The organism is Dysgonomonadaceae bacterium zrk40, assembly GCA_016916535.1.
Lineage (GTDB): Bacteria > Bacteroidota > Bacteroidia > Bacteroidales > Dysgonomonadaceae > Proteiniphilum.
The window spans coordinates 395,626-419,811 of record CP070276.1; the positions used below are offsets into that span (position 1 = coordinate 395,626).

A 24,186-nucleotide genomic window follows, 5' to 3' on the forward strand; every position below is an offset into this window, starting at 1 on the left:
TTCTATTTGACTGTTCATATCGTTACTCGATCACCGCTACTTCGGTACCGTCAATCAGGCCGCTGTTGCCCTCCACGATCACCCGGTCACCCTGGTTCAGGCCCGAGAGGATCTCATACTTGTCATCAATCCTGGCACCCAGCTCCACCAGGGTGTAGTGCGCAATGCCCTCCTTTTCTACGAAGACATACCGATCGTTTGAACCCACCTGCTTCAACACGGCCCTGTCAGAGAGCAGGGGACGATCATTGGTGCCGAAGTTCATCTTCACCCTGGCGAACATGCCCGGACGGAGACGCTGTTGGCTGTTGGGGACGGTCACCTCCACAGTGAAGGTGTGTGCTACCGGGTCGAGCGTGGGATGCACCAGCGACACCTTGCCCTGGAAGATCTCCCCCTCGAGTGCGTCGACGGTCACCTCCACCGGCATCCCCTTCACCACCTTGCTGTAAAACGACTCAGAGACGTTCACTACCACCTTCACCGGGTTGATGCTCTCGATGGTGAGGATGGGCAGCTGCATTGCTACATCGCCCGGATCGTAGTTGCGGGCGGTCACCACCCCACTGATGGGACTCACCAGCGTGGTGTTTTCACCCAGGTTGTTCAATGCCGTCTCAGCAACCTCAAGCTGTGTACGGGCCTGGTCGAGCTGCTGCTTGGAGATGCCGCCCACGGCGAACAGCTCCTCATATCGTTCAAAATCCCTCCGCAGGGTGGCTACCTGTGTCTCCTGCTGGGAGAAACTGGCGGCATCCATCGCAGCAACGGCCTGGCCGCGGCGTACCGTGGAGCCCACATCCACCATGATCCGACGGATACGTCCCCCCATGGCTGGCGCTATGTTGTTCACCTGGTCGGCTTCCACCGATGCAGTGAAAGATGAGATCTGATCAACCGGCACCACCTGTACGGTCTCCACCCGCACATTCTTCTTCAGGGATGCCTCGTTTTCGGTTCCTTCCGAAGTTCCTTTTCCTCCGCAGGAGGCAAGCATTGCTAATGCCAGAAGAGATGTAAATTGCAATAAGCTGTACTTTTTCATCTGTTTGTTTGTTATCTTATTTTTTATTCGTTTGTCTCTACAGGTTGTATGTCATAGCCCAATACCTTCTCCAGGTCGGCCTTCGCCGCCAGGTAATCATATATGGCATTGCGATACTGAAGTTCAGCGTTGATCACTGCCAGTGCCGCTGCATTCACATCGACAATGGTACCCATGCCGGTTTCATAACGTTTCAGGGTGATCTCATGTCCCTTGCGGGCTTGTGCCACCGACGATTCGGTAGCCACCACCTGTTCAATGTTTTTGTGGATCAAATCGTAGTTGTTGCGGATGGAAAGCTTCAAACCACGCTCCAGCTCCTTGCGCTGCTCCTCCATCTGGTAGAGCTGCAGTTCTGCCTGCTTCACGCCATGATAACGCTGTCCCCCGTTGAAGATGGGGATCTGCAGGGTGACGCCGAGCATTGAATAGGGATCCCAGCGGTAATCACGGAACTTGAAGTCGTTGTTCTGACTGGTGTAGGTCCAGTTGAAGCTGGTGACCAGTGAAGGTGCGAACTGCAGTTTCTGCATCTCATAGGCATTCTGTGCCTGCTCAGACTGCAGCTCAAACTGACGGATGTCGCTGTTGTTGACCAGTGAGGTGTCAGCGGGGATGATTGCATCGAACATGGAGGTACGGTAATCACCCAGTGCTCCCCTCACCCTCAGCGGCAGATCACCATCCATGCCCATCAGCATCTTGAGCTGCAGCTCGGCGATCTTCATCATGTTCTCCGCCTGCAGGATACTGGGTATTAAACTCTTGAGCCTCACATCGGCAGTGATCACGTCATACTCAGCCACCACGCCCTGGTTGTAACGGTTGCGAATGTTCTCCAGGTTGAGCGAGTCGGTCTCGTAGGTCTTGCGGAACACCGAATAGCTGTCTTGTGCCAACAGGAGACTGTAGAAAGCCTTCTTCACCTGGTTCACCAGGTCGATGCGGGAGGAGCGTGCCTGCTCCATTGCCAGCCGGATGTCCACCTCGCTCATCTGGATATTCTTCCAGAGAGAAGGCATCACCAGCGGCATGCTCACGTTCATCCCGGCCGACCAGACGTTGAAGCGGCCCATCTGTATCCCCTCGCCGGATGCTTCCGGGTCGGGCATCATCACCTTGTTGAGCACCTGCAGGATCTGCAGCTCCTCAGGGGTATACTGGGTGGGATCAACATCTCCGCCCCCCATTCCGAATCCTTGATCGAAATATACTGTCTGACGCTTGATGGCGCGCTGGTACTGACCAATCAGGTCGAACTGCGGCAGCAGTGCACCATAGGCCGATTTCTTCGCATACTCTTTCTTGGTGATCTCCATGTCGGCAACCTTCACTTTGGGATTCTCACTGAGTGCAATCTCGAGTGCCATGGGCAGATCAATGGAGAGAGTGTCATTCGACTGGGCATGGATACCTGACATAGTGGTAGCAGCAGCCAACAGCAGAACCGACAACAATCGGAATGATCTAAACTGATTCTTTATCACGCTTTTCATCTTTATTTAATTAGTTTTCTGTATTCTGTTCCTGATCTGACAAGTATTGGTCAATGATCCTGATTCCCTTCTCGGTGGAGATACCCCTGATGAAGTTGATCATCATGGTGAAGAACAACTCCTGGAATGAGAAGGGAGGTTTTTCAAGATAAGAGGCACGAATGTAGGTCTGTGTCCCGTCTTCCACCAGGAATGCGGTCACCTCCACATTCAGGTTGCTCCGGATGTATCCTTGTGCAATTCCCTTGCGGAGGAATTCACACAGAAAGATGTTGTTTTTGGCCACATCCTCCTTGATCAGCTTCGCTGCCTGTGGATAATATTTCTGGATGTCCTCAAAGAATTTCACGTTGGCCAGCGGCAGGTTCTGTTGCGCTTCGATAACCCTCAGGAACACCCTGATCACGTTGTAATCACCGGTAAGATAGGTGGCAAAATGGGCATTGCGTTCGTCCCATGTCTTCTGAAGAAACGAAATGAGCAGATCCTCCTTATCCCTGAAGTTTTCGTAGATGGTTCGCTTAGAGATGCCCAACGATGTGGCGATCTCATCCATCGAACTGTTTTTGACTCCATACTGGATAAAAAGATTTCCTGCTTTTTCTATGATTCTGTCTCGCAATTCCATCAATAACCTAATTTTTAAAGGCACAAAAGTAACACGGAAAACCCAAAAACACAAATCAGTTTTCACGGTTTAACAAACTTTACACCACACCAACCGATGATGTCACAAATTAAGCATTGTTCTATGCAACCAAATATCGATGAACGCATCTCATTTACACGATGAATGAATCTTTTTTTCCCGTCAAAAGATTCATTTTTTTCAGAGAGCCTGAAATAATCCTTATCTTTGAAGGGTAAAATTATTAAAATTTGAGAAACATATGAAACAAGTGTCAGCTTTTCTTCGCATTTTCTTCATCATCTTTCCGCTACTGGTTTTCACGCAATGCAACGAGGGCAGTAAACAAAAATTAATGAATGTTGATGAACTGATGGTCAACACGCTATCGCTTACCGGAGAAACAGTGATCGTAGAGGGGCTCTGCACCCATGTCTGCAGCAAAAGCGGCATGAAACTCTTCCTGAAGGGCAACGACAACTCAGCCACCCTGCGTGCCGAATCAGACGCCACCCTGGGCAAGTTTGACCCCCTCGCTGAGGGAAAGATGGTGAGGGTGATTGGGATTCTGGAGGAGGATCCGACTGAAATCACTGCTACGCTCCATGAGCATGGTGCAGCGTTGAACGACAGCACGGTAAGTGGCCATTGTGAGGAGGAGGATAGTGCGGTGCCAACCTACCATATTGCCGCCACCTCTTACCAGATATTGAATTGATGGAACGCATCACTCCTTTCAACGGATTCACCCATGAAACCATTTCATTTTTGCGTGAACTGAAGGAGAACAACGATCGCGAATGGTTCAACGAGCGAAAGGAAATCTATCAGGAGTCCCTCCTGAAACCCTTCAGGGCTCTTGCCCTGATGCTCTCTCCGGCGATGCACAACATCGATCCCCTCTTTGAGCTGAGACCTGCGAAAATGCTCTCACGCATCTATCGCGACATTCGTTTCTCACCCAACAAGGAGCCCTACAAGAGCTCGATGTGGCTCAACTTCCAGCAAAAAGCGACCAACTGGGAAGATTATCCCGGCTTCTTCGCGGAACTGGGCACGGAAGAGTTTATTTATGGCATGGGGCTCTATGCACCGAAGCGGAAGATCATGGATGCATTCCGGGAGGAGATTTCCTACAGTTCTGATTCTTTTCGGGAGATGGCATTGAAAGCCAATTCTGTTGGTTTCACGGTGGAAGGAGAACCCTATAAAAGAGCTCTGCCCAGTGAACTGCCCGAATTCTTCCAACCCTGGATACAGCGGAAAAGCTGCTACCTGCTCAAACGGATTTCAGTGAACGATCCACGGATTTACAGCACAGCCATCGCCCTGCAGCTGATGGAGGATTTCACAGAGGTAGCAGATCTTTACCACTTTATGATGGATGTGACGAAGGAAGCGGAACAATAATTATAAATTATCACAATTATTTTATAATTTTGTACAGGTTATTAAACAATCTGCACAAATTCCATCAAAATGACAAAAAACAAACTTAGGGACGATGCACTTGCCTATCATGCACAGGGGCGTCCCGGTAAAATAGAAGTAGTACCTACCAAGCCCTACAGTTCGCAACGGGACCTCTCACTGGCCTACTCACCGGGTGTTGCCGAACCCTGCCTTGAAATTGAGAAGAACCCGCAGGTGGCCTACGACTACACCTCGAAGGGCAACCTGGTGGCGGTGATCTCAAACGGCACTGCCGTACTGGGGCTGGGCGACATCGGTCCACTTGCCGGTAAACCGGTGATGGAGGGCAAAGGACTCCTCTTCAAGATCTTCGCTGGCATCGATGTCTTCGACATCGAGGTGAACGAAAAAGATCCTGAAAAATTCATCCAGGTGGTCAAGGCCATTGCCACCACTTTTGGAGGCATCAATCTGGAAGATATCAAGGCACCGGAGTGCTTCGAGATCGAAGAGCGACTCAAAAGTGAACTCGAAATCCCCATCATGCACGACGACCAGCATGGCACCGCCATCATCTCTGCCTGTGGTCTGCTCAACGCCCTCGAGCTGAACGGAAAGAAAATAGAAGAGCTGCAGATCGTGGTCAACGGTGCCGGGGCTGCAGCCAACTCCTGCACCAGGCTCTACATGGCCCTGGGCGCCCGGAAGGAAAATATCGTGATGCTCGACTCCCGGGGGGTGATCCACACCAACCGCAGCGACCTGAACGACCGCAAGCGCCCCTTTGCCACTGACCGAGACATCCATACTCTCGAAGAGGCGCTGAAAGGAGCTGACATGTTCCTCGGTCTCTCAGTGGCAGATGTATTGAATGAGGAGATGCTTCGTTCCATGAACGACAACCCGATCGTCTTTGCACTGGCCAACCCCAACCCGGAGATCTCTTACGAACGGGCGATGTCGGCCCGCGAAGACATCATCTTCGCGACCGGTCGTTCCGATTATCCCAACCAGATCAACAACGTCCTGGGATTTCCCTATATCTTCCGTGGTGCACTCGATGTGCAAGCCACTTCGATCAACGAAGAGATGAAAATAGCCACGGTATATGCCCTGGCTGAGCTCACCAAGAAGGCGGTACCCGATGTGGTAAATGAAGCTTACAGCGTGAAGAAACTCAGCTTCGGCAGGGAGTACATCATTCCCAAGCCACTCGACCCGCGCCTGCTCACTACGGTGGCACCTGCCGTGGCAAAAGCAGCCATGGCCTCAGGGGTGGCACGCAAGCCCATCACCGATTGGGAGGCTTACGACCATAAGCTGCGCGACCTGATGGGACTCGACAACAAGATGATCCGCCGGATGTTCGAGATGGGGCGGCAGCAACCAAAACGGGTTGTCTTCTCCGAGTCGAACCACCTCAACATGCTCAAGGCAGCCGAGGCAGCCTACGCTGAGGGCATCTGCCATCCCATCCTGCTAGGTAACGAAGAGAAGATTGCCAACATGGCAAGGGAGAACCAGATCAGTCTCGAGGGAATTGAGATCGTGAACCTGCGGCACGACCGTGAGGAACAACGACGTATGCACTATGCAACCCTGCTCACAGAAAAGAGAAACCGTCAGGGGATGACCCTCGAGGAGGCAGCCGAGAAGATGTTCGAACGCAACTACTTCGGCATGATGATGGTCGAGACCGGTGAGGCTGACGCCATGATCACCGGTGTCTTCAGCAAGTACCAGCAAACCACCGATATTGCGAAAGAGGTGATTGGCATCCGCGAGGGATTGAATCACATCGGCGCCATGCACATCGTCAACACCAAGAGAGGGATGCTCTTTCTTGCCGACACCCTCTTCAACCGACACCCCGACAGCGAGGCGCTGATCGACATCGCCCGCCTGGCCAACGCCACGGTCAAGTTCTTCAACCAGGAACCGGTCATCGCCATGCTCTCCTACTCCAACTTCGGTGCCGACACGGTGGGCAGCCCTGCCAGCGTACACCAGGTGGTGGACACATTGCACGAACGCTACCCGGAGATGGTGATCGACGGTGAGATGCAGGTCAACTATGCACTGAACAAACAGCTGCGCGACAGGAAGTATCCCTTCTCCAGGCTGCACGACAGGGAGGTCAACACGCTAGTCTTCCCCAACCTCAGCTCCGCCAATGCAGCCTACAAGCTGCTCAAGGAGTGCGGTATGAACGACATCATCGGACCCATTCAGATGGGGCTCAACAAGCCGGTACATATCCTTGACGTGGAGACACCCGTGCGCGACATCGTGAACATGGTGGCAGTGGCAGTGATTGATGCCATCGTGGAGGAGAACATTCGTACCAACCAACTCACACGCATTCAATAACAATAGAATAATAACCGATACTGATAAAATGATGGAAGAAAGAAAGAAATTCCTGCTCTCCGAAGCAGAGATCCCCGAGAAGTGGTACAACATCACCGCTGAAATGAAGAACAAGCCGCTGCCGATGATCAACCCGGGCACCAGAGAGCCGCTCAAGGCGGAGGATCTCTACCCCCTCTTCGCCGAGGAGCTGTCACGCCAGGAGGTGAACCAGAGCGACGCATGGATTGATATCCCCGAAGCGGTGCGTGAGAAGTACAAGATCTACCGTCCCTCACCGCTGGTGCGTGCCATGGGACTGGAGAAGGCACTCGACACACCCGCGCACATCTACTTCAAGAACGAGAGCGTCAGCCCGGTGGGATCACACAAGCTCAATTCGGCACTTCCCCAGGCTTACTACAACAAGATAGAGGGCATCACCAACATCACCACCGAGACCGGTGCCGGACAATGGGGTACCGCCCTGGCGCTGGCCACTAAGATGTTTGGTCTTGAGCTGGCGGTCTACATGGTGAAGATCAGCTACGAACAAAAACCCTACCGTCGCTCACTGATGCAGACATGGGGTGCCCAAGTGATCGCCTCACCCAGCATGTCCACAAAGGCAGGTCGCAAGATCATCACAGAACACCCCAACTACCAGGGAAGCCTCGGTACCGCCATCTCCGAAGCGATTGAACTGGCGATGCAGACCCCAAACTGCAAGTATGCACTGGGCAGTGTGCTGAACCATGTTTCACTGCATCAGACCATCATCGGCCTGGAGGCGGAGAAACAGATGGCCATGGCGGGAGAGTATCCCGACGTGGTGATTGGCTGCTTCGGTGGCGGCTCCAACTTCTCTGGCATCTCTTTTCCTTTTATGCGTCACAACTTCGAGGGTAAAGCCAGCACCCGCTTCGTGGCTGCCGAGCCGGCAAGCTGCCCCAAGCTCACACGCGGCCGTTTTCAGTACGACTTCGGCGACGAGACCGGCTACACCCCCCTCATTCCGATGTACACACTGGGACATAAGTTTGCACCTGCCAACATCCACGCCGGGGGACTGCGCTACCATGGTGCCGGCAGCATCGTGAGCCAGCTGCTCAAGGATGGCTATATCGAGGCGATCGACATCAAACAGCTGGAGACCTTCGAGGCGGGCGTTCTCTTCGCACAAACGGAAGGGATCATCCCAGCACCGGAGTCAACCCACGCCATCGCAGCTGCCATCCGCGAAGCCAACCAGGCAAAGGAGGAAGGCAAGCAGAAGGTGATCCTCTTCAACCTCTCCGGCCACGGACTGGTCGATATGGCCGCTTACGACCAATACCTATCAGGCGACCTCACCAACCACGAGGTGTCGGATCAGGATATTACCCGGTTTCTGAAAGAAATCTGACCGGTGATCAGCAACACGGCCGCTTGTTAAAAAACGGGGAATATGTGGCAAAGAGGTGAAAAAAAGACCGGAATATTTGGTTATTCCACTCCTGTTTCTTATCTTTGACCTACAAGTTGAATGAGTAATTGCCGCATTGGTCGATTGGGAAACTCATCAATTACATTTTAGAAACCGAGTCACGTTTTTGGTGTCAATGGCGGGCCGCAGCCCTCGGGATTCATCTTCGGATGAACAGCGGATTACAAAGATACCGAAACACTCAAATCCTGTCACAAGGAGTTTCGTCTTATTCCACCGATGCGGCTTCTTATAGAAAGCAGATCTGCAGCAGATAACACTATCGTGCAGACTGCTTTTCACTTTTTATGGGTCGTTCTATGCCAAACATCAGAAAATATGGGGAACTGTTTCTGGTCTTTTTCAAGATCGGCGCTTTCACCTTTGGTGGCGGCTATGCCATGATCCCACTCATCCGGAACCAGGTGGTAAAGAAAAAAAGATGGCTCAACGACGATGAATTCATGGATATGCTCGCCATTGCCCAGTCCATCCCGGGTCCCATTGCACTTAACACCGCCCTCTTCGTGGGCAACAAGCGGCTGGGCTTTAAAGGAAGTCTTTTCAGTGCCGCCGGCATCATCCTCCCCTCCTTCATCTTCATCCTGTTCATCGCCATCCTCTTCTCACAGTTCAGCGACAACCCCTTCGTGGAACGCATCTTCAAGGGTATTCGTCCCGCCGTGGTGGCACTCATCGCCGCCCCTTTACTGGGACTGGGACGCTCGGCAGGAGTGAGCAAAAAGAACATATGGATACCGGTGGTAGTGGCTCTTGCCGTTTGGCTGCTGAAGATCTCACCGGTATGGATCATCCTGGCGGCCATCCTGATGGGGATCACACACCTCGTTTATCTTAAAAAAGTGATGAAGAAATAAATGGAATTGATTGATCTTTATATCGCCCTCTTTCTCTCCTTCTTCAAGATCGGACTCTTTGGCTTCGGTGGCGGCTATGCCATGTTGCCGCTGATTCAGCAGGAGGTGGTAGATCTGCACGGATGGATCACTGTGTCCGATTTCACCAATATCGTGGCCATCTCACAAACCACACCGGGACCCATTGCCTTCAACTCGGCCACCTATATCGGCTACTCTGCCGTTACAGAGATGGGATTTGCGACCGGCTATGGAGTGGTGGGATCTGCAATTGCCACCCTGGCGGTAAGCCTTCCATCACTCGTATTGATGACATTGGTTAGCACCTTCTTCTTTCGACTGAAGAACAATGCCTGGATGCAGGCATCCCTTTCGGTGCTGAAACCGGCCATCATCGGGCTGATAGCCTCAGCAGCACTGATGCTGATGAACGGCTACAATTTCATCGATTACAAGAGCTGGATCATCTTTGGTGTGGTGTTGGCAGCCTCGCTGAAGAAGGTGGACCCCATCTTACTGATTCTGCTCTCCGGTGTGGCCGGACTGCTCCTCTATTCCGCTTAGCTTCGCATCCTCTTTCTTCGTTCTCCTGCCACCACGGATCAGCAACACCAACAGCAGCAGAAAGAAAAGAGCAACCAGGGACCAGAACCATATCTCCTGATAAAAGGGATCCCTGCTGTAGTCGATGCTGATGTCGAGGGAAGAAGCGATTCCCACCTCTGCTCCCCGCAACAGGAGCGTGCAACCGAAAAAGAACAATGTCAACAGGAGATGTCTCATGGCAGAAGTGATTTCTGATAGGCTAGCCGTGGGGAACCGTCGCTCACATAGATGATACCGCAATAGGTGAACCCTTGTGATGCGATGATCTGCTGCATCACCCGGTTGTCGCGATGGGTATCAACCCGAATGTTGGGGCATTGGCTGAAGCTCCATTCAAAACAGGCACGCGTGACCCCTTTCTCTTTGCCGGAAGAAGCGATGCGGTGCAACGTGCCGTAAGGCTCATCGTTGAGCCATGAACCCTCAAAGATCTGTTGATAGGTAGGATCATCACCCAAAATGAAACAGAAGGTACCGACAACCACACCCCGTTCGTTCAGGCAAACGAAACTGTGCCCGGAGGCAATCTCCTCACGGATAAACGCTTCGGAAGGATAATGATCGCCCCACTGAGTGGGATTGCCATGCTGCTGCATGAAAGCACGCGCGGCGGCGTAAACCTCCATGACTTCGGCCAACTGTTCTACTTTTGTATGACGTATCTCAGTGATCATCTAAAAGAGATTGCAATGCTGTTACACCTATTCACCTTTTGCGCTATCGCTTTTTTTGGCAGCAGTTGCTTTGGCTGTCGTACTCTTTTTTGCAGTACTCTTCTTGGTGGTGCTCTTTTTCGCACTACTCTTTTTTGTACTGCTTTTCTTAGCGCTGCTTTTGCCGGCCGCGGCTGTCGTGGCGGCTTTCTTTGCTGAAGCACCCCTGCGCCCCCTGCCGGTGGCCTTCCCTTCCTTGTCGGCCTCCTCAATGATCGTACGGCACTCCTCGAGGGTCAGCTCCTCCGGTTTCACACCTTTCGGAATCTTGTAGTTCCCCTTCTGATAGGTGATGTAAGGACCGTACCGCCCGTTAAGCACCTGCAAATCAGGCTCCTCTTCAAAACTGAGGATGAGTTTCTCCCGGTCTTTCTGCTCTTTGGCTTCAATCAAGACGATCGCCTCTTCCAGTTCAATCTCCAACGGATCAACACCCTTGGGCAGTGAGACAAACTTATTGTTGTGGCGGATATAGGGTCCGAAACGGCCCACGCCTACAACCACATCCTTTTCCCGGAAAGCACCCAGGGTGCGCGGCAGCTCAAACAGCTTCAGTGTCTCCTCCAGGGTGATGGTCTCGATCGATTGTGTCTTCTGCAGGGAGGCAAACTGCGGCTTCTCCTCGTCGTCGGTCGTGCCGATCTGAGCCATGGCACCGTAGCGCCCTATCTTCACCGACACCTGTTTACCTGTCTTGGGGTCTGTTCCCAGTACCCGTTCTCCCGCCTTGTGTTCCATACGCATCTGTGCCGTCTCCTCCACGATAGGGTGAAACAGCTTGTAGAAGGCAGCGATCTGTTCGTTCCACTGCACCTTTCCTTCGGCAATCTCGTCGAACTCCTTCTCCACCTTCGCGGTGAAGTTGTAGTCGATCACCGAGGGGAAGTACTCCACCAGGAAGTCGTTCACCACCATCCCGATGTCGGTGGGCACCAGCTTGTTCTTGTCGGCACCGGTAATCTCCTTTTTCACCGTGTCCTTAATGGCCCCCTTTTTGAGGGTGAGCACATTGTAGCTTCGCTCCTGCCCCTCCACGCTCCCTTTCTCCACATACTCGCGGTTGACGATGGTGGAGATGGTAGGGGCATAGGTAGAGGGACGACCGATGCCCAGCTCCTCCATCTTGCGTACCAGGGCAGCCTCGGTATAGCGCGGCGGTCGTTGTGTGAAACGCTCCGTGGCGGTGGTCTCCGTCATCTCAAGCTGTTCACCCTGATGCATCGGGGGCAGGATACCCTCCTCCTTCTCGCCGTTCTCATCGTCGGTACCCTCGAGGTAAACACGCAGGAAACCATCGAACTTGATCACCTCACCGTTGGCCGTGAAACGTCCCTCTGCATTGGAGATGCCGATGTTTACCGTGGTGCGCTCCAGCTCGGCATCTGCCATCTGAGAGGCGATGGTACGCTTCCAGATCAGCTCATAGAGCTTTTTCTCCTGGGAGGTACCCGACACCTCATGCTCACTCAGGTAAGTGGGTCGAATTGCCTCGTGCGCCTCCTGGGCACCCTTCGACTTGGTCGTATATTGACGTACCTTGTGGTACTTTTCACCGTAAAGATCATGAATCTCGGTCTTGGCTGTACCGATGGCAAGCCCTGAAAGGTTGACACTGTCGGTACGCATGTAGGTGATCTTACCCGCTTCATAGAGCCGCTGGGCCACCATCATGGTCTGTCCCACCGAGAAGCCCAGTTTGCGCGATGCCTCCTGTTGCAGGGTGGAGGTGGTGAAGGGCGCTGCGGGCGTTTTCTTCGCCGGCTTCGTCACCACCTCATCGATGGTGAAGGTTGATGCTTTCAACTGCTCTAGCAGGGCCAGTGCCTCCTCCTTGCTCTTGAGACGCTTGTTGTACTCAGCTCGGATCTGGTACTGCTGCCCCTCCTCCTCCTTGGTGAAGAGGGCTACGACACGATAGGCAGCTTCAGAGGTGAACTGCTGTATCTCACGCTCCCGCTCCACGATGAGCCGCACCGCGACCGACTGCACGCGACCGGCCGAAAGGGCTGGCTTGATCTTGCGCCAGAGCACCGGAGAGAGTTCAAAGCCTACGATGCGGTCCAGCACACGTCGTGCCTGCTGTGCATCCACCAGGTGCTGGTCAATCTTCCTTGGATGCTGAATCGCTTCCTGGATGGCATTTTTGGTGATCTCATGAAAAACAATCCGTTTGGTCTGCTCCTCCTTCAGCTCCAGGGCATCGAAGAGATGCCATGAGATGGCCTCCCCCTCGCGGTCCTCATCGGAGGCGAGCCATACCGTCTCGGCCTTCTTAGCCGCGGCCTTGAGCTCTGTTACCACCTTCTTTTTGTCGGCAGGAATCTCATACACGGGTATGAAGCCGTTCTCGATGTCGATGCTGAAATCCTTTTTCTTCAGATCACGGATGTGTCCGTAGCTCGACATCACATGAAAATCCTTTCCGAGAAACTTTTCGATTGTTTTTGCTTTGGCGGGTGACTCTACTATGACCAGGTTTTTTTCCATTCAGATGCTGTTTCTTTCAATATCAATGTGCAATGGTTGCTCATTTCGGGTGCAAAAGTAGTAATTTTGCCACAGGAACAACACTTTTTTTTATAATTTCCTTGTTTATTAAGGCTTTTTGATGGATCAGACCACACCTATATTGCTGTTGTTCCACAGTTTGTTCTATCCCTGCTCAGGTGATGAAACCTCCACCCCGTGCAGTAGGGAGAGTTGTTCCCGCAAACGGGCGGAGAGTGACAGGCGAATGGAAAGATCCATACGGCAGCTCTCCCTGAAATCCTGTGTCCATCGGACCGAGTCAAACTGTTTCAACACACGCATCACATCATTCAGCAACGGATATTCAAATGAGAGTGTTATAAGATCATCCACTGTTTTCTCCACGATCACTGCATTGGCTATTGCATCAGTTGCCGCCTCCTTGTATGCCCTAATCAATCCACCGGTGCCCAGCAGCGTACCACCAAAATAACGCACCACCAGGATCAGCACATCGGTCAGTTCTGCCGAATTGATCTGCCCCAGAATCGGCTTACCGGCCGTACCTGACGGCTCGCCGTCGTCGTTAGCACGAAACTCATCCCGCTCCCACCCCAGCATGTAAGCCCAGCAGACATGGCGTGCATCGTAATATTTCTTGCGATGCTCCTCAACGATCTCCTTCACCTCCTCAGCGCTCTTCACCGGAACAATGTGCGAGATAAACTTGCTCTTCTTCTCGGTGAGATACCCCTCTGCCGGATATTCAATGGTTTTGTAACTATCCTCCATACCCCAAAATTAGTAAAAAGGGTTGGAAAGGTTCTGAGATCTTCACAAAAAACTGATACAACAACCCTTCATTCGGTAAAACATTTGGTATAATCATTTTATCGCCTAATTTTTGTATGTGATGAAATAAACAAAACGGACACAATAATTACATATTTAAGACATATATTCAATATTTAATCTTTATTATTATTTATTATATTAATATTGATATGATATACCGTTCTGTTTAATATGTTTGTAGAATACTTTCAATTTTTTTTTATTCTATTCTTATACTTTTAATTTCAAAGCAATGGACTACACATCACGAGGCATTGTTAGAAAACCTCCAAAAAAAGATTGGATTTGCCTCCTAACTTTTAAAAAAACATATACCCCTCTCCTTCATCTAATATCTCAATGCTCAATTCCATGGAAAGGGAGAATGGCGCAATACTTCGTAAATTTTGCAGCAAGTCTATTTCAAAGTGCTCTTTATCGCGTTTGATCAAATGTATCACTCAAAATATTTGTGATATTTTGAGCAAGAACTAATCATGAAGGATATGATTAACGGTAAGTTTTATCAATGAAAAAAAGTAACAAGAAAAAGCGGACTCAGAACCCGCCAACTAAATGCTTGAAATCCAAAAAGATTGACAGCTAAAAAAAGCCTTCCCTCGCCAGGAAAGCGAAAACTACCAAAATGAAAGCAAGCTCACAGGAAGTATCACTAAACTAACAAAGAAAGGCGCTGCAAAGATAACAAAAACACGGTAAATTCAAACACCCACGGGTTTGGGTATAGTTAATTTTCCGGATGCCTCCGAAAGTGAAGAATAGTAACAATTATGGTGGTGCAGTTTTAACTGTATTAAAATAGAATATTATTCCATCATTTATAAAGTATAATATCATATAATGTATGAAAAAGTTTAATATAAAGAAAACGATTCTGATTGCAGCATTATCATTAATTGCTTTTGCTGCAAATGCATTTTATGTTACAACTTCATGTGGTGCAACCTATAACGTAATAGGATGTGAAACTATGGAAGATGTAATAGAGACGGTAGATGCATTGGAAAGTCTTTGCCCATAAGTTTATAAGAAAGAAGGATAAGATCCGTATATCTGGATCTTGTCCTTCTGCTTTAAGTTAAATTGTAAAATTAAAATTTATCTTGTTATGCATGAAAAAAAATTTTATCTTGTTATTGCTGTATTGGTTGTGACAAATCTGATGTCTCAAAGAGTTTTCTCTCAAACGGTAATTGATAAAGCGGTATACCGATGCCAATACAAAAATACAACATTGAAAGATACGCTTGATGCGAATTATTTCACTACAGACTTCATGAATTTGGATATAGGTGAAAACTCGGTTGTTTTTTACAGTTCGCGGAAAAAAGAAAAGGATGCATATAAAAGAAAAATGCAGGAAAGCGGGACTTTCGATATGAACAAGATTAAAGAATCTCCCAAAGGAGTGAATAACTACAAAGTGTATACGAATTATCCAAATGGAAAGATAACGTACCAGGATGAACTGGTTGGACGAAGAAACAACTATTATTACGAAGAAGATTTATTGCCCATCCAATGGACTATCACATCTGAAAAGAAATTGATCTTGAAATATAATTGCCAGAAAGCCACCTGTACTTACATGGGTCGAAATTACGAAGCTTGGTTTACAACTGAAATCCCAATTAAGTATGGACCCTATAAATTTAGAGGTTTACCAGGCCTAATCCTGAAGTTACACGATACAAATAATCATTATGTTTTTGAAGCTACAGGATTTGAAAAACTATTGACTCCTGAAGATATCATATACGACGTTAAAGGGTTCCACAAAATATCGAAAAAAGATTTTCTTAAAATTCAATATTCCTTCGTAACAGATCCTCTCAATTTTATAGCCCAAAGTCTTGGCGTTAAAATTGAAGGCATTTCTACGCCGGGGGAGAGAAGCAAGGAAGGTATTCGATCAGATGCCTATCTACCAATAGAGTTAAGTAAATAATATTTTATCTATGCCTAAATATTGGGTGCTACTCCTCCTTTTCTGTTTATCCTTTCTGAATGTATGTTTGTCCCAAACAGTTAATATTGAAGGACGGATTATTGATTCTAACACTAAAATAGGGATTAGCGGGGCATCCGTCTATATTCTTGACTTAAACGATGCAATAATAGATTATGTTTATTCTGATGAAAATGGGACTTTTAGCATTGAATTGAATAAGAAAAGCATTGTGGATGGGCATAGCATCGTATTCTCTTATCTTGGCTACATGGAGCAAAAGAACCTGTTACGTATCTTTAAATCAAATACCATTATTGAATTAACACCCACGGAAATACCATTGCCGGAAGTAGAAATAATATCGCACCCCATAAAGGAGCAGGGAGATACGCTAATCTATAACGTGGCCCGGTTTAAAATGGCTCAAGATAGGAGTATCGCCGATGTTTTACGCAACATGCCGGGTATCCGGGTCACAGATGAAGGTACTATTTATTATCAGGGAGAGCCCATCAACAAATTTTATATTGAAGGTGTAGACTTGCTTGATGAAAAATATAAACTCGCCTCCAATAATTTAAAAGCTGATTACGTGGAATATGTGCAGGTATTGCAACAGCATGAACCGGTAAAGAGCCTGAGGGGTAAAACATTTGGTGAACAGGCGGCGATAAATTTGGTGCTTAATGAAGGGGCAAAACAGCGATGGCTATTCTCGGTTGATTTTGGTGTTGGGCTGCCACTTACCCTTTGGGACAATAGGCTCATGGCTATGTCTTTTGGGAAAAGTGCTCAAAATCTAAGCATGTATAAAAACAACAGCACCGGAGAGGATATAGCATCCGAGCTATCTTCTCCGGCAACTATTTCCGAGATTATCATAGATGCACGAATGCCAAAAGTGGAGAGAGGACTGTTTCAACCGAGCATGATATCCTCTCTCCCTATGGATAAGAAAAAATATCAATTGAATGCCTCGCACCTTATCACATCCAACCAGATCTGGAAGCTTTCTGAAGACAAAAATTTAAGATATCAAATCAGTTACTTGAAAAACAAAGAAAGGCAACAGTTGGATTCGGAAGTGTCGGCTGTTCTGGATGTTGATTCTACATTGATTATTCAGGAATTAAAAAAGAGTAATAGTTACCAAAACAAGCTGGAGGGTGAGCTTTCTTACACCCACAATGCTGACAACTTTTATTTGAGTAATAAATTGTCTTCCAATATCATTTGGGCTGAACAACACAATCGAATTGTTACACATCAATATGACATTGAAGAAAAATATAATCTACCTCAACAATTGTTGCGAAACGATTTTAGGATAGTTATTCCTCGAAAAAAAGGACGTCTGGAAGCGACCTCACTTACTCAGCTCGCTACTTTATCACACTTTGCATCGTTTCAGATAGGAGATGCATCTAAAACGCATCCTTATACACAAGAATATGCATTAAAAAATATGACTACTTCCAATCAGGTATCATATACCTTTCAACTTAACAAATATCAGATAAAAAATAATATAGGAGTTGATTTTACCTCCCAGAGGTTAAACTCTCTCTCACATCCACCGGCATTAATAGATATCCTGGATCATGAAAACGATGCGGCTTTCAAAAATATCACTTCATATGTTGAGACGCAAATGGGATACAAATCCGATAAGTTGGATTATTACTTCAATTTATTACTAAAACATTCATCTGTAACGATACAAAATAAGGATTCGTTGCAAAACGGGTACACTTTCGTTCATTTTCTTCCTTCTGCCGGGTTAAAATATTATCCCTCTAATTGGTTGACGCTATCCTTAAAGGGACAAGTGACGGATAATATTGCAGACATTCGAACATTATATCCTCAAACAATATTTATCAATTATAGGATCCTGAACTCTTTCACCGGAAAACCAACACAAAGTCTTTCTCATAAATATGTATTATCTTTGATATACAGAAACCCTGTAAAAGGTTTTTTCATGGAAGGGTCAGCAGGGTATTCCATCATGAAACGTCATTTAATAAATAAAACATTCTTTATAGATGACCTTTTCCAACAAAACGAGTCACTGTTCACGAAAAATAATATTTATTCTCCCATACTGGGAATAAGTGGATCTAAAATGTTTGGCTGGTGGAACACGAAACTCTTTTTGAATGGGTTTTATAAAGAAAGTGAGTATACATATATAGTACAAAACCGGCAAACTGATTTTTCCAGTAAATCCTATTCGATAAATTTAGGTGTGACAATACAACCCCGAAAATGGTTCAATAATGAATATGAACTGAGATATATCAATAATATGCTTGCAGGGAACGATACAGGAAATAATAATTTTTCAACATCCTATTTTCAACACTCGCTATCCACTTACTTTTTTCCTTGCACCAATATACAAGTTGGTATAAAACAGGACCTTTTTCGCACGAAAAAGGTAAATTACTATTTCGCTAATTTTAATGTTTTATATAGATTTAAAAAGATGGATATCAGCTTGGAAATAAGAAATTTAACAAACCAGACGCATTATGTTTTTGAGAATGTCGTAGATTTCTATAAATCGCGCATTACACGTACCATGAGACCCCGGGAGATTATGATAAAAATGAATTTAAACTTCTAAGTTCTTTATCGGTAATAGTTTCACACCTGTTTCGATTGTAGGGAACGCCGGTCCATGGAAATTTTCAGGGCTCCCCGGATTGATAATGAGCATCCAAGACACCAAAGGGCATTACACTTTTGAAATAAGCGGCCTGGAAAATACCAGAGAACCCATAGAATATATTGAATACGGCGCCCGAAAATATACCCGTACCGACCGGATAACCTTTTTGCGCACCAACGCCAAAGCATCCAATATTGGCTGGGTTCGATATTTGGAGGCAAATTCACCCAAAAAAAATGAATCGGACTTTATACCGGCGAGCGGTGGTGCGAGATATAATTTCTTGGAAAGAGATTTTTAAACAAGTTGGTTATGAGACGTATTACCGACCTCTTTTTGTTTTTTTATGCTGTTATCTACTTCTTTAAAATCGCAAACTATGGATATAAAAGGATAGGTTAGGGATGATGCGGGCAATTTGTCGAGCGTGGTAATCACAATCACCTCTGAAGATGAAAGTGATGTGATTACCTATGCCATAACAGATAATTCAGGTAATTTCTTCCTGAAAAACGTGGATATGGCAAATGCACACTTTATTCGTGCCCGCTTGATGGGATACGCAACGCAAACAATACTGCTGGACGAGAATAAAACCGATTATTCTTTTCTTTTGGTTGAGGAGTCAATCCAATTGAATGAAGTGTTGATAAAATCAGCCAGGATATCGGGTGTGGGAGATACTACACGCTATCTTGCATCCTCATTTGCTAAAGAAAACGACATCACACTTGGCGACATCATTAAACGTATGCCCGGGTTCCACGTTCTTCGAAATGGAGTTTTCGCCTATCAGCGCAAAATCTATTGAATAAAAAAAGTTTTGTTTTCTTTCTTATACAGACATGATGTCGATAGAGCGGAGATATCAAATTCGACCATTTTCACTGTTATTTTCTGGGATAACATCATTTTAAGTGTGTCCTGATGAGGGTGCTGGCGGTGTAGCGTATCACCGAGAAAAGAAGACAGTGGTGAACCAAAAAGGGGGTTTCGATCGACACCCCCTTTTTGAATTATCGGTTTCCTCTTTTAAGGAACAGAATTGATCTTTTCACCGCTCTATAAGTGAATCATGAAGATTTTACCCGCACTTGGAAGCACCGCAGTTGCGGCATTTCAGACACCCCTCCTCGTAGACCAGCGACTCGTGCCCGCAAACGGGGCACTTCTGTCCCTTGGCTTCGGTTTCGTTGGGCAGATATTTTTTCAGTGCCCGCTCCACACCGTTCTTCCAGGTGTTGATGGTCTCGCTGTCCAGCTCAAGACCCGACACCAGCTTGATCACCTGGTCGATGGGCATGCCGTAGCGCAACACTCCTGAGATCAGTTTGGCATAATTCCAGAACTCCGGGTTGAACTTTCCGTCCAGCCCCTCGATGGTCACCTTGTAGCCCCGCCGGTTCTGGAACTGGAAGTCGTAATGCTTCCTTCCGTCGTTGTCGTAAGCCTTGATGATCTTGCCGGTGGTGACATTCTTAGGGATCATGATGCCATCATCCTCGTCGTTGATACCGGTAAAGATCTCATAGGGACGGCCGTTGAGCAATCCGATGAAGGCGATCCACTTCTCCTTGTTATTCTGGAACTTGATCACATCGGCCTCAAGTTCGATGGGTCGCGAGGTGACGATCTGGGGCATCTCGTAACAGTCGTCATCCTTCTCCTTGCCCTTCTCCTCTTTCTCCTCCTTGTCGTTCGCGATCAGCACCCCGGCGCGAGAGCCGTCACGGTATACGGTACATCCCTTGCAGCCGCTCTTCCAGGCTTCCATGTAGAGCTCGCCCACCAGCTCTTCCGTCACATCGGCAGGCAGGTTGATGGTGACGCTGATGGAGTGGTCCACCCACTTCTGCACCCGTCCCTGCATCTGCACCTTCTGCAGCCAGTCCACATCGTTCGAGGTGGCCTTGTAGTAGGGCGACTTCTCCACCATCTCCTCCACCTCCTGCTTGCTGTAGCGCCTGGTGGTGGAGTAACCGTTTGCTTCCATCCAGGTGACAAACTTGTGGTGGAACACGGTGTACTCCTCCCAGGAGTCGCCGTTCACATCCACGAAATCTATCTTCACATCCTTGTCGCTGGGGTTCACCTTGCGACGGCGCGTGTAGACCGGCAGGAAGACCGGCTCGATGCCGGAGGTGGTCTGCGACATCAGGCTGGTGGTGCCGGTGGGGGCGATGGTGAGACAGGCGATGTTGCGTCTGCCATACTTCATCATGTCTTCATACAGCTGATTGTCTGCCTCTTTCAGGCGAAGTATGAAAGGATTGTTTTTCTCCCTTTCAGCATCGAAGATCTCGAAGGCCCCCCTTTCGCGGGCCATCTCCACCGACGAACGGTAGGCGTTGAGCGCCACGGCGCGATGCACCTGCTCCGAGAAATCGTTCCCCTCGTCGCTGCCGTAACGAATGCCCAGTGCAGCCAGCATATCCCCCTCGGCAGTGATGCCCACGCCGGTACGGCGTCCTTGCAGGGTCTTTTTCCTTATCTTCAGCCAGAGGTTGCGTTCTGATGTTTTTACCTCTTCCGACTCGGGATCGGAATCGATCTTGTTCAGGATCAGTTCAATCTTCTCCGACTCCAGGTCGATGATGTCATCCATGATGCGCTGTGCCAGCTGCACATGCTTGCCAAAAAGCTCGAAATCGAACCGGGCATCTTCACGGAAGGGATTCACCACGTAGGAGTAGAGGTTGATTGCAAGCAGGCGGCAGCTGTCGTAGGGACAGAGCGGAATCTCACCGCAGGGGTTGGTAGAGACGGTCTTGAAGCCCAGGTCGGCATAACAGTCGGGCACCGATTCACGGATGATTGTATCCCAGAAGAGTACCCCCGGCTCGGCAGATCGCCAGGCGTTGTGGATGATCTTGTCCCACAATCCCTTCGCGTCAATGGTCTTCTCGTATTTCGGCTTGTCGGCATCGATGGGGTACTTCTGCAAATAAGGCTTGCCTGTGGCAGCCGCCTCCATGAAGTCATCATCGATCTTCACCGAGATGTTGGCACCGGTCACCTTCCCCTGCTCCAGCTTGGCATCGATAAAGTTCTCCGAGTCGGGGTGCTTGATCGAGACGCTGAGCATCAGTGCCCCGCGGCGACCATCCTGTGCAACCTCACGTGTGGAGTTGGAGTAACGCTCCATGAAGGGTACCAGCCCCGTGGAGGTGAGGGCCGAGTTCTTCACAGGCGATCCCTTGGGGCGGATGTGCGAGAGGTCATGCCCCACCCCGCCGCGGCGCTTCATGAGCTGCACCTGCTCCTCATCCACACGGATGATCGCTCCGTAGGAGTCGGCATTGCCATCCATCCCAATCACGAAGCAGTTGGAGAGTGATGCCACCTGGAAGTCGTTACCGATGCCGGTCATGGGGCTCCCCTGCGGAATGATATATTGGAAACGGTCGAACAGGTCGAACAGCTCCTGCTCACTCAGTGGATTGGCGTATTTCTGTTCGATGCGTGCCACCTCACTCGCCAGGCGGTGGTGCATATCAGCAGGGGTCTTCTCGTAGATCTCCCCCTGGCTGTCTTTCAGCGCGTACTTGCTCACCCATACCTTGGCGGCTAGCTCATCGCCCTTAAAATATTCCAACGAGGCCTGGTAAGCTTCGTCGAAAGTGTATCTCTTTTTTTTCATCAGCTGGTTGATTTTTGAATGTATACTGTAATATGATGATGTTTATGCTTTCCCAATTTCACAACAGATTCGGACAAAATTGTCAACGGCATCAGTTTGGTTATGCAAGTTTACAGAAACATTACAACTTTGCAAAATTATTCCACGTTTATTTATCAACAATTCAAAAAGTTTTCCACTTTATTTTTTATCTATTTGATTTTCTGTGTTTTAATTTTCTATATACGACAAAAAGTTTTCCACTTTGTCAAACTCTACTGTTTTTCAATTAGATAAACCGGCTCATTCCATCACAGTTATTGCAAGACAAATAACACAGTACCCGCCGGTCGTGACGACCGGCGGGTACTGTATTGTCCCGATTTTTGTCGCCTTTTTGTGCAACTCCATGACATGACATGGCAGGGTAATGGGAGCCTCTAGCCTTATTGTACCCTTATTGCACCCTTATACCCACTCCAATAATTATTGGAGTGGGTATAAGGGTGCAATTAACTTAGAATACAGGATGAGCTTCCCAAAACAGGCGAAAAACCAGCAAAGAGTTATTGCTTTATCCCACTCAACTGCATGAACGAGATGAATGAAATGTAGGAAATGTAGGAAATGTAGGAGTTTTACGAAAAAAAATGGATGAACAAGAACCCTCAATCAAAATTTTTGACCGCGCCCATAAAGAGGATGGCACCGGTGGAGTGTTCCCGGATCAGGTAGATGAAGGGACGATTGGCATGAAAGGTAACTTCCCGTGATGGCCCGACAGAGGTCAATTCTACCCCTACAACCGTGACGGCTGCCGCCTCAGTGCCCTCCTCGTCGGTGCTGATGTAGGTGAACTGATCGACGAATGAGATGAAAGCCTCCAGATCCGACATGCGGGAAAAATCTGCCTGACCGGGTGCGAAGGCAACCCCCATACCCATATCGGTCAGCAGGTCGTTCAGACGGATGTTGTATTCGGTCTTGAAGCGTGGCAGGTGCAGGTTCACCGTTGCCCTTCTCAGGCCACTGTTCAGGGTGCTCCAGGCGGAACCCTCGCGCAGCATGTGATTGATGTCAGTCAGTTTCTTTCCGGCTTTGGGCAGCAGCACCAGCATGCTGAAGGCCTGGTTGCCGTAGGGCAGCTCCACCATCTGCATCGTCTCATTTTCGGAATAATTGAACTCTGCCTTCTGCTGCATCATGTCCACCTGCTTCACACGTCCTTCCTCATAGGTGAAGGATGCTTTTTGGGTCTGCTTCTTGTCGAACTGAGAAGTCCAGATCCCCTTGAAGTAGATGGCATTCAGCAGGTACATCAGAGCCATAGGGTCGGTTTCATCCAGCACGTGGTCAATAAGTTGCTGCGTGTTGTCGGCAGCCCATTGGTTGATGCGCCCCACCGTGGCGGGATCGGCGAAGTCGACAGCCTCCACCGTGGAATGGAAGTAATCACGGTTGGCGGCGACAAAGGCCGGCTTGATCACGATATGTTTGTTGGTCCAGATGGAGTTGGCGATGGAGAGTTTGGTGGAGGGATCGGTCGCCAGCAACGCTTCACGCAGCTTGCTGTAGTAACTGTTGATCGCCTCTTCATCGTTAAAGGGTGTCAGTTTCAGTGTCTCCGTCATGGCAGCCTCCGTCTCGCCTTCAGCACCGTTGCGGGTCATGGCAAGCGCCATGCTCAGGCTAAGGGGAGAGATCATGAAGTTACGGTCCTGACCTATCTTCTCCGCGTCATAAACACGGGTAAAAAAATCGAATGTAAACTGCTGGTCCGCCTCCAACATTTCCACCTCTTCGCCGCGGAGCGATATCTCAATGGGATCGGGGAGCTCTCCGTTGTCGGGCAACTTTTCATTCTTATCGCACGAAGAGGAAGCAAAAAGCAGAATGGTCAACAGCGCAGATAGCAGTAAAGTGATATTTCGATTCATAAATACTAATATTTAGTCATGTTTCTTCATTGGAACGGTAGTCCACACATCTGATAAGATGATGCAGGGTGTATAAAAGTTGCAC

General features: G+C 48.6%; 20 protein-coding genes. 11 read left to right on the forward strand and 9 right to left on the reverse strand.

Going from position 1 to position 24,186, the window contains the following annotated elements:
- Window positions 1-22: 22 nt before the first annotated feature.
- From JS578_01725 to JS578_01735, 3 genes are all read right to left on the reverse strand, one after another.
- Window positions 23-1,045, reverse strand: coding sequence for an efflux RND transporter periplasmic adaptor subunit (locus tag JS578_01725; GenBank protein ID QRX64005.1), 1,023 nt, complete (start codon window positions 1,043-1,045; stop codon window positions 23-25).
- Between the two features lie 23 nt (window positions 1,046-1,068).
- Window positions 1,069-2,466, reverse strand: a complete 1,398-nt coding sequence (locus tag JS578_01730) for a TolC family protein (protein QRX64885.1) — start codon at window positions 2,464-2,466, stop codon at window positions 1,069-1,071.
- An 85-nt stretch (window positions 2,467-2,551) separates the two neighbouring features.
- A complete protein-coding gene (locus tag JS578_01735; protein QRX64006.1) occupies window positions 2,552-3,169 on the reverse strand; it encodes a TetR/AcrR family transcriptional regulator in 618 nt (205 codons plus the stop codon).
- Between the two features lie 262 nt (window positions 3,170-3,431).
- On the opposite strand from JS578_01735, the gene JS578_01740 reads away from it, so the two are divergent.
- The 6 genes from JS578_01740 (at window position 3,432) to JS578_01765 (ending at window position 9,838) form a co-directional block, all read left to right on the forward strand.
- Window positions 3,432-3,887 (forward strand): hypothetical protein, encoded by a 456-nt coding sequence (locus JS578_01740; protein ID QRX64007.1) that lies wholly within the window; start codon window positions 3,432-3,434, stop codon window positions 3,885-3,887.
- Window positions 3,887-4,579, forward strand: coding sequence for a DUF2461 domain-containing protein (locus JS578_01745; GenBank protein QRX64008.1), 693 nt, complete (start codon window positions 3,887-3,889; stop codon window positions 4,577-4,579). The genes JS578_01740 and JS578_01745 overlap by 1 nt, the downstream gene beginning before the upstream one ends.
- A gap of 69 nt (window positions 4,580-4,648) precedes the next feature.
- The gene (locus JS578_01750; GenBank protein ID QRX64009.1) at window positions 4,649-6,952 is read left to right on the forward strand and encodes an NADP-dependent malic enzyme; all 2,304 of its coding nucleotides are present in this window, start codon (window positions 4,649-4,651) and stop codon (window positions 6,950-6,952) included.
- A 28-nt stretch (window positions 6,953-6,980) separates the two neighbouring features.
- Window positions 6,981-8,336, forward strand: coding sequence for a TrpB-like pyridoxal phosphate-dependent enzyme (locus JS578_01755; protein QRX64010.1), 1,356 nt, complete (start codon window positions 6,981-6,983; stop codon window positions 8,334-8,336).
- Between the two features lie 389 nt (window positions 8,337-8,725).
- The gene (locus JS578_01760) at window positions 8,726-9,274 is read left to right on the forward strand and encodes a chromate transporter (protein QRX64886.1); all 549 of its coding nucleotides are present in this window, start codon (window positions 8,726-8,728) and stop codon (window positions 9,272-9,274) included.
- Complete coding sequence (locus JS578_01765) at window positions 9,275-9,838, forward strand: chromate transporter (GenBank protein QRX64011.1); 564 nt, start codon at window positions 9,275-9,277, stop codon at window positions 9,836-9,838.
- Here the strand turns inward: JS578_01765 and JS578_01770 are convergent.
- The 4 genes from JS578_01770 to JS578_01785 form a co-directional block, all read right to left on the reverse strand.
- A complete protein-coding gene (locus JS578_01770) occupies window positions 9,788-10,057 on the reverse strand; it encodes a hypothetical protein (GenBank protein ID QRX64012.1) in 270 nt (89 codons plus the stop codon). The genes JS578_01765 and JS578_01770 overlap by 51 nt on opposite strands.
- Entirely contained in the window at window positions 10,054-10,554 is a 501-nt protein-coding gene (locus JS578_01775) for a GNAT family N-acetyltransferase (GenBank protein QRX64013.1), read from the reverse strand. Before JS578_01775 ends, JS578_01770 begins: the two co-directional genes overlap by 4 nt.
- 27 nt (window positions 10,555-10,581) lie before the next feature.
- Window positions 10,582-13,080, reverse strand: coding sequence for a type I DNA topoisomerase (gene topA, locus JS578_01780; GenBank protein QRX64014.1), 2,499 nt, complete (start codon window positions 13,078-13,080; stop codon window positions 10,582-10,584).
- Between the two features lie 165 nt (window positions 13,081-13,245).
- Entirely contained in the window at window positions 13,246-13,854 is a 609-nt protein-coding gene (locus JS578_01785) for a YigZ family protein (protein ID QRX64015.1), read from the reverse strand.
- A gap of 907 nt (window positions 13,855-14,761) precedes the next feature.
- Between JS578_01785 and JS578_01790 the strand changes: the two genes are divergently transcribed.
- The 5 genes from JS578_01790 (at window position 14,762) to JS578_01810 (ending at window position 19,356) form a co-directional block, all read left to right on the forward strand.
- Window positions 14,762-14,938: a hypothetical protein gene (locus JS578_01790; protein ID QRX64016.1), complete on the forward strand. Its 177-nt coding sequence runs from the start codon at window positions 14,762-14,764 to the stop codon at window positions 14,936-14,938.
- Between the two features lie 87 nt (window positions 14,939-15,025).
- Complete coding sequence (locus JS578_01795; protein QRX64017.1) at window positions 15,026-15,865, forward strand: GLPGLI family protein; 840 nt, start codon at window positions 15,026-15,028, stop codon at window positions 15,863-15,865.
- A 10-nt stretch (window positions 15,866-15,875) separates the two neighbouring features.
- Window positions 15,876-18,500 (forward strand): TonB-dependent receptor, encoded by a 2,625-nt coding sequence (locus JS578_01800; protein ID QRX64018.1) that lies wholly within the window; start codon window positions 15,876-15,878, stop codon window positions 18,498-18,500.
- A gap of 79 nt (window positions 18,501-18,579) precedes the next feature.
- On the forward strand, window positions 18,580-18,846 hold the full coding sequence (locus JS578_01805; protein ID QRX64019.1) for a hypothetical protein: 267 nt from the start codon (window positions 18,580-18,582) through the stop codon (window positions 18,844-18,846).
- 126 nt (window positions 18,847-18,972) lie between these two features.
- A complete protein-coding gene (locus JS578_01810) occupies window positions 18,973-19,356 on the forward strand; it encodes a hypothetical protein (protein ID QRX64020.1) in 384 nt (127 codons plus the stop codon).
- 273 nt (window positions 19,357-19,629) lie between these two features.
- On the opposite strand, the gene JS578_01815 is transcribed toward JS578_01810, so the two are convergent.
- The gene (locus tag JS578_01815) at window positions 19,630-22,185 is read right to left on the reverse strand and encodes an adenosylcobalamin-dependent ribonucleoside-diphosphate reductase (GenBank protein QRX64021.1); all 2,556 of its coding nucleotides are present in this window, start codon (window positions 22,183-22,185) and stop codon (window positions 19,630-19,632) included.
- A 647-nt stretch (window positions 22,186-22,832) separates the two neighbouring features.
- Window positions 22,833-24,101 (reverse strand): serpin family protein, encoded by a 1,269-nt coding sequence (locus JS578_01820; GenBank protein QRX64022.1) that lies wholly within the window; start codon window positions 24,099-24,101, stop codon window positions 22,833-22,835.
- Window positions 24,102-24,186 lie beyond the last annotated feature (85 nt).

What these genes read in the sequence shown, in the direction of transcription:
- JS578_01785 (QRX64015.1), bottom strand. Translation starts at nt 13,854, where the DNA reads ATGGAGGATAGTTACAAAACCATTGAATATCCGGCAGAGGGGTATCTC.
- JS578_01795 (QRX64017.1), top strand. Translation starts at nt 15,026, where the DNA reads ATGCATGAAAAAAAATTTTATCTTGTTATTGCTGTATTGGTTGTGACA.
- JS578_01755 (QRX64010.1), top strand. Translation starts at nt 6,981, where the DNA reads ATGATGGAAGAAAGAAAGAAATTCCTGCTCTCCGAAGCAGAGATCCCC.
- JS578_01725 (QRX64005.1), bottom strand. Translation starts at nt 1,045, where the DNA reads ATGAAAAAGTACAGCTTATTGCAATTTACATCTCTTCTGGCATTAGCA.
- JS578_01775 (QRX64013.1), bottom strand. Translation starts at nt 10,554, where the DNA reads ATGATCACTGAGATACGTCATACAAAAGTAGAACAGTTGGCCGAAGTC.
- JS578_01735 (QRX64006.1), bottom strand. Translation starts at nt 3,169, where the DNA reads ATGGAATTGCGAGACAGAATCATAGAAAAAGCAGGAAATCTTTTTATC.
- JS578_01765 (QRX64011.1), top strand. Translation starts at nt 9,275, where the DNA reads ATGGAATTGATTGATCTTTATATCGCCCTCTTTCTCTCCTTCTTCAAG.
- JS578_01770 (QRX64012.1), bottom strand. Translation starts at nt 10,057, where the DNA reads ATGAGACATCTCCTGTTGACATTGTTCTTTTTCGGTTGCACGCTCCTG.
- JS578_01730 (QRX64885.1), bottom strand. Translation starts at nt 2,466, where the DNA reads ATGTCAGGTATCCATGCCCAGTCGAATGACACTCTCTCCATTGATCTG.
- JS578_01740 (QRX64007.1), top strand. Translation starts at nt 3,432, where the DNA reads ATGAAACAAGTGTCAGCTTTTCTTCGCATTTTCTTCATCATCTTTCCG.
- JS578_01800 (QRX64018.1), top strand. Translation starts at nt 15,876, where the DNA reads ATGCCTAAATATTGGGTGCTACTCCTCCTTTTCTGTTTATCCTTTCTG.
- JS578_01750 (QRX64009.1), top strand. Translation starts at nt 4,649, where the DNA reads ATGACAAAAAACAAACTTAGGGACGATGCACTTGCCTATCATGCACAG.
- JS578_01790 (QRX64016.1), top strand. Translation starts at nt 14,762, where the DNA reads ATGAAAAAGTTTAATATAAAGAAAACGATTCTGATTGCAGCATTATCA.
- JS578_01745 (QRX64008.1), top strand. Translation starts at nt 3,887, where the DNA reads ATGGAACGCATCACTCCTTTCAACGGATTCACCCATGAAACCATTTCA.
- topA (QRX64014.1), bottom strand. Translation starts at nt 13,080, where the DNA reads ATGGAAAAAAACCTGGTCATAGTAGAGTCACCCGCCAAAGCAAAAACA.
- JS578_01815 (QRX64021.1), bottom strand. Translation starts at nt 22,185, where the DNA reads ATGAAAAAAAAGAGATACACTTTCGACGAAGCTTACCAGGCCTCGTTG.
- JS578_01820 (QRX64022.1), bottom strand. Translation starts at nt 24,101, where the DNA reads ATGAATCGAAATATCACTTTACTGCTATCTGCGCTGTTGACCATTCTG.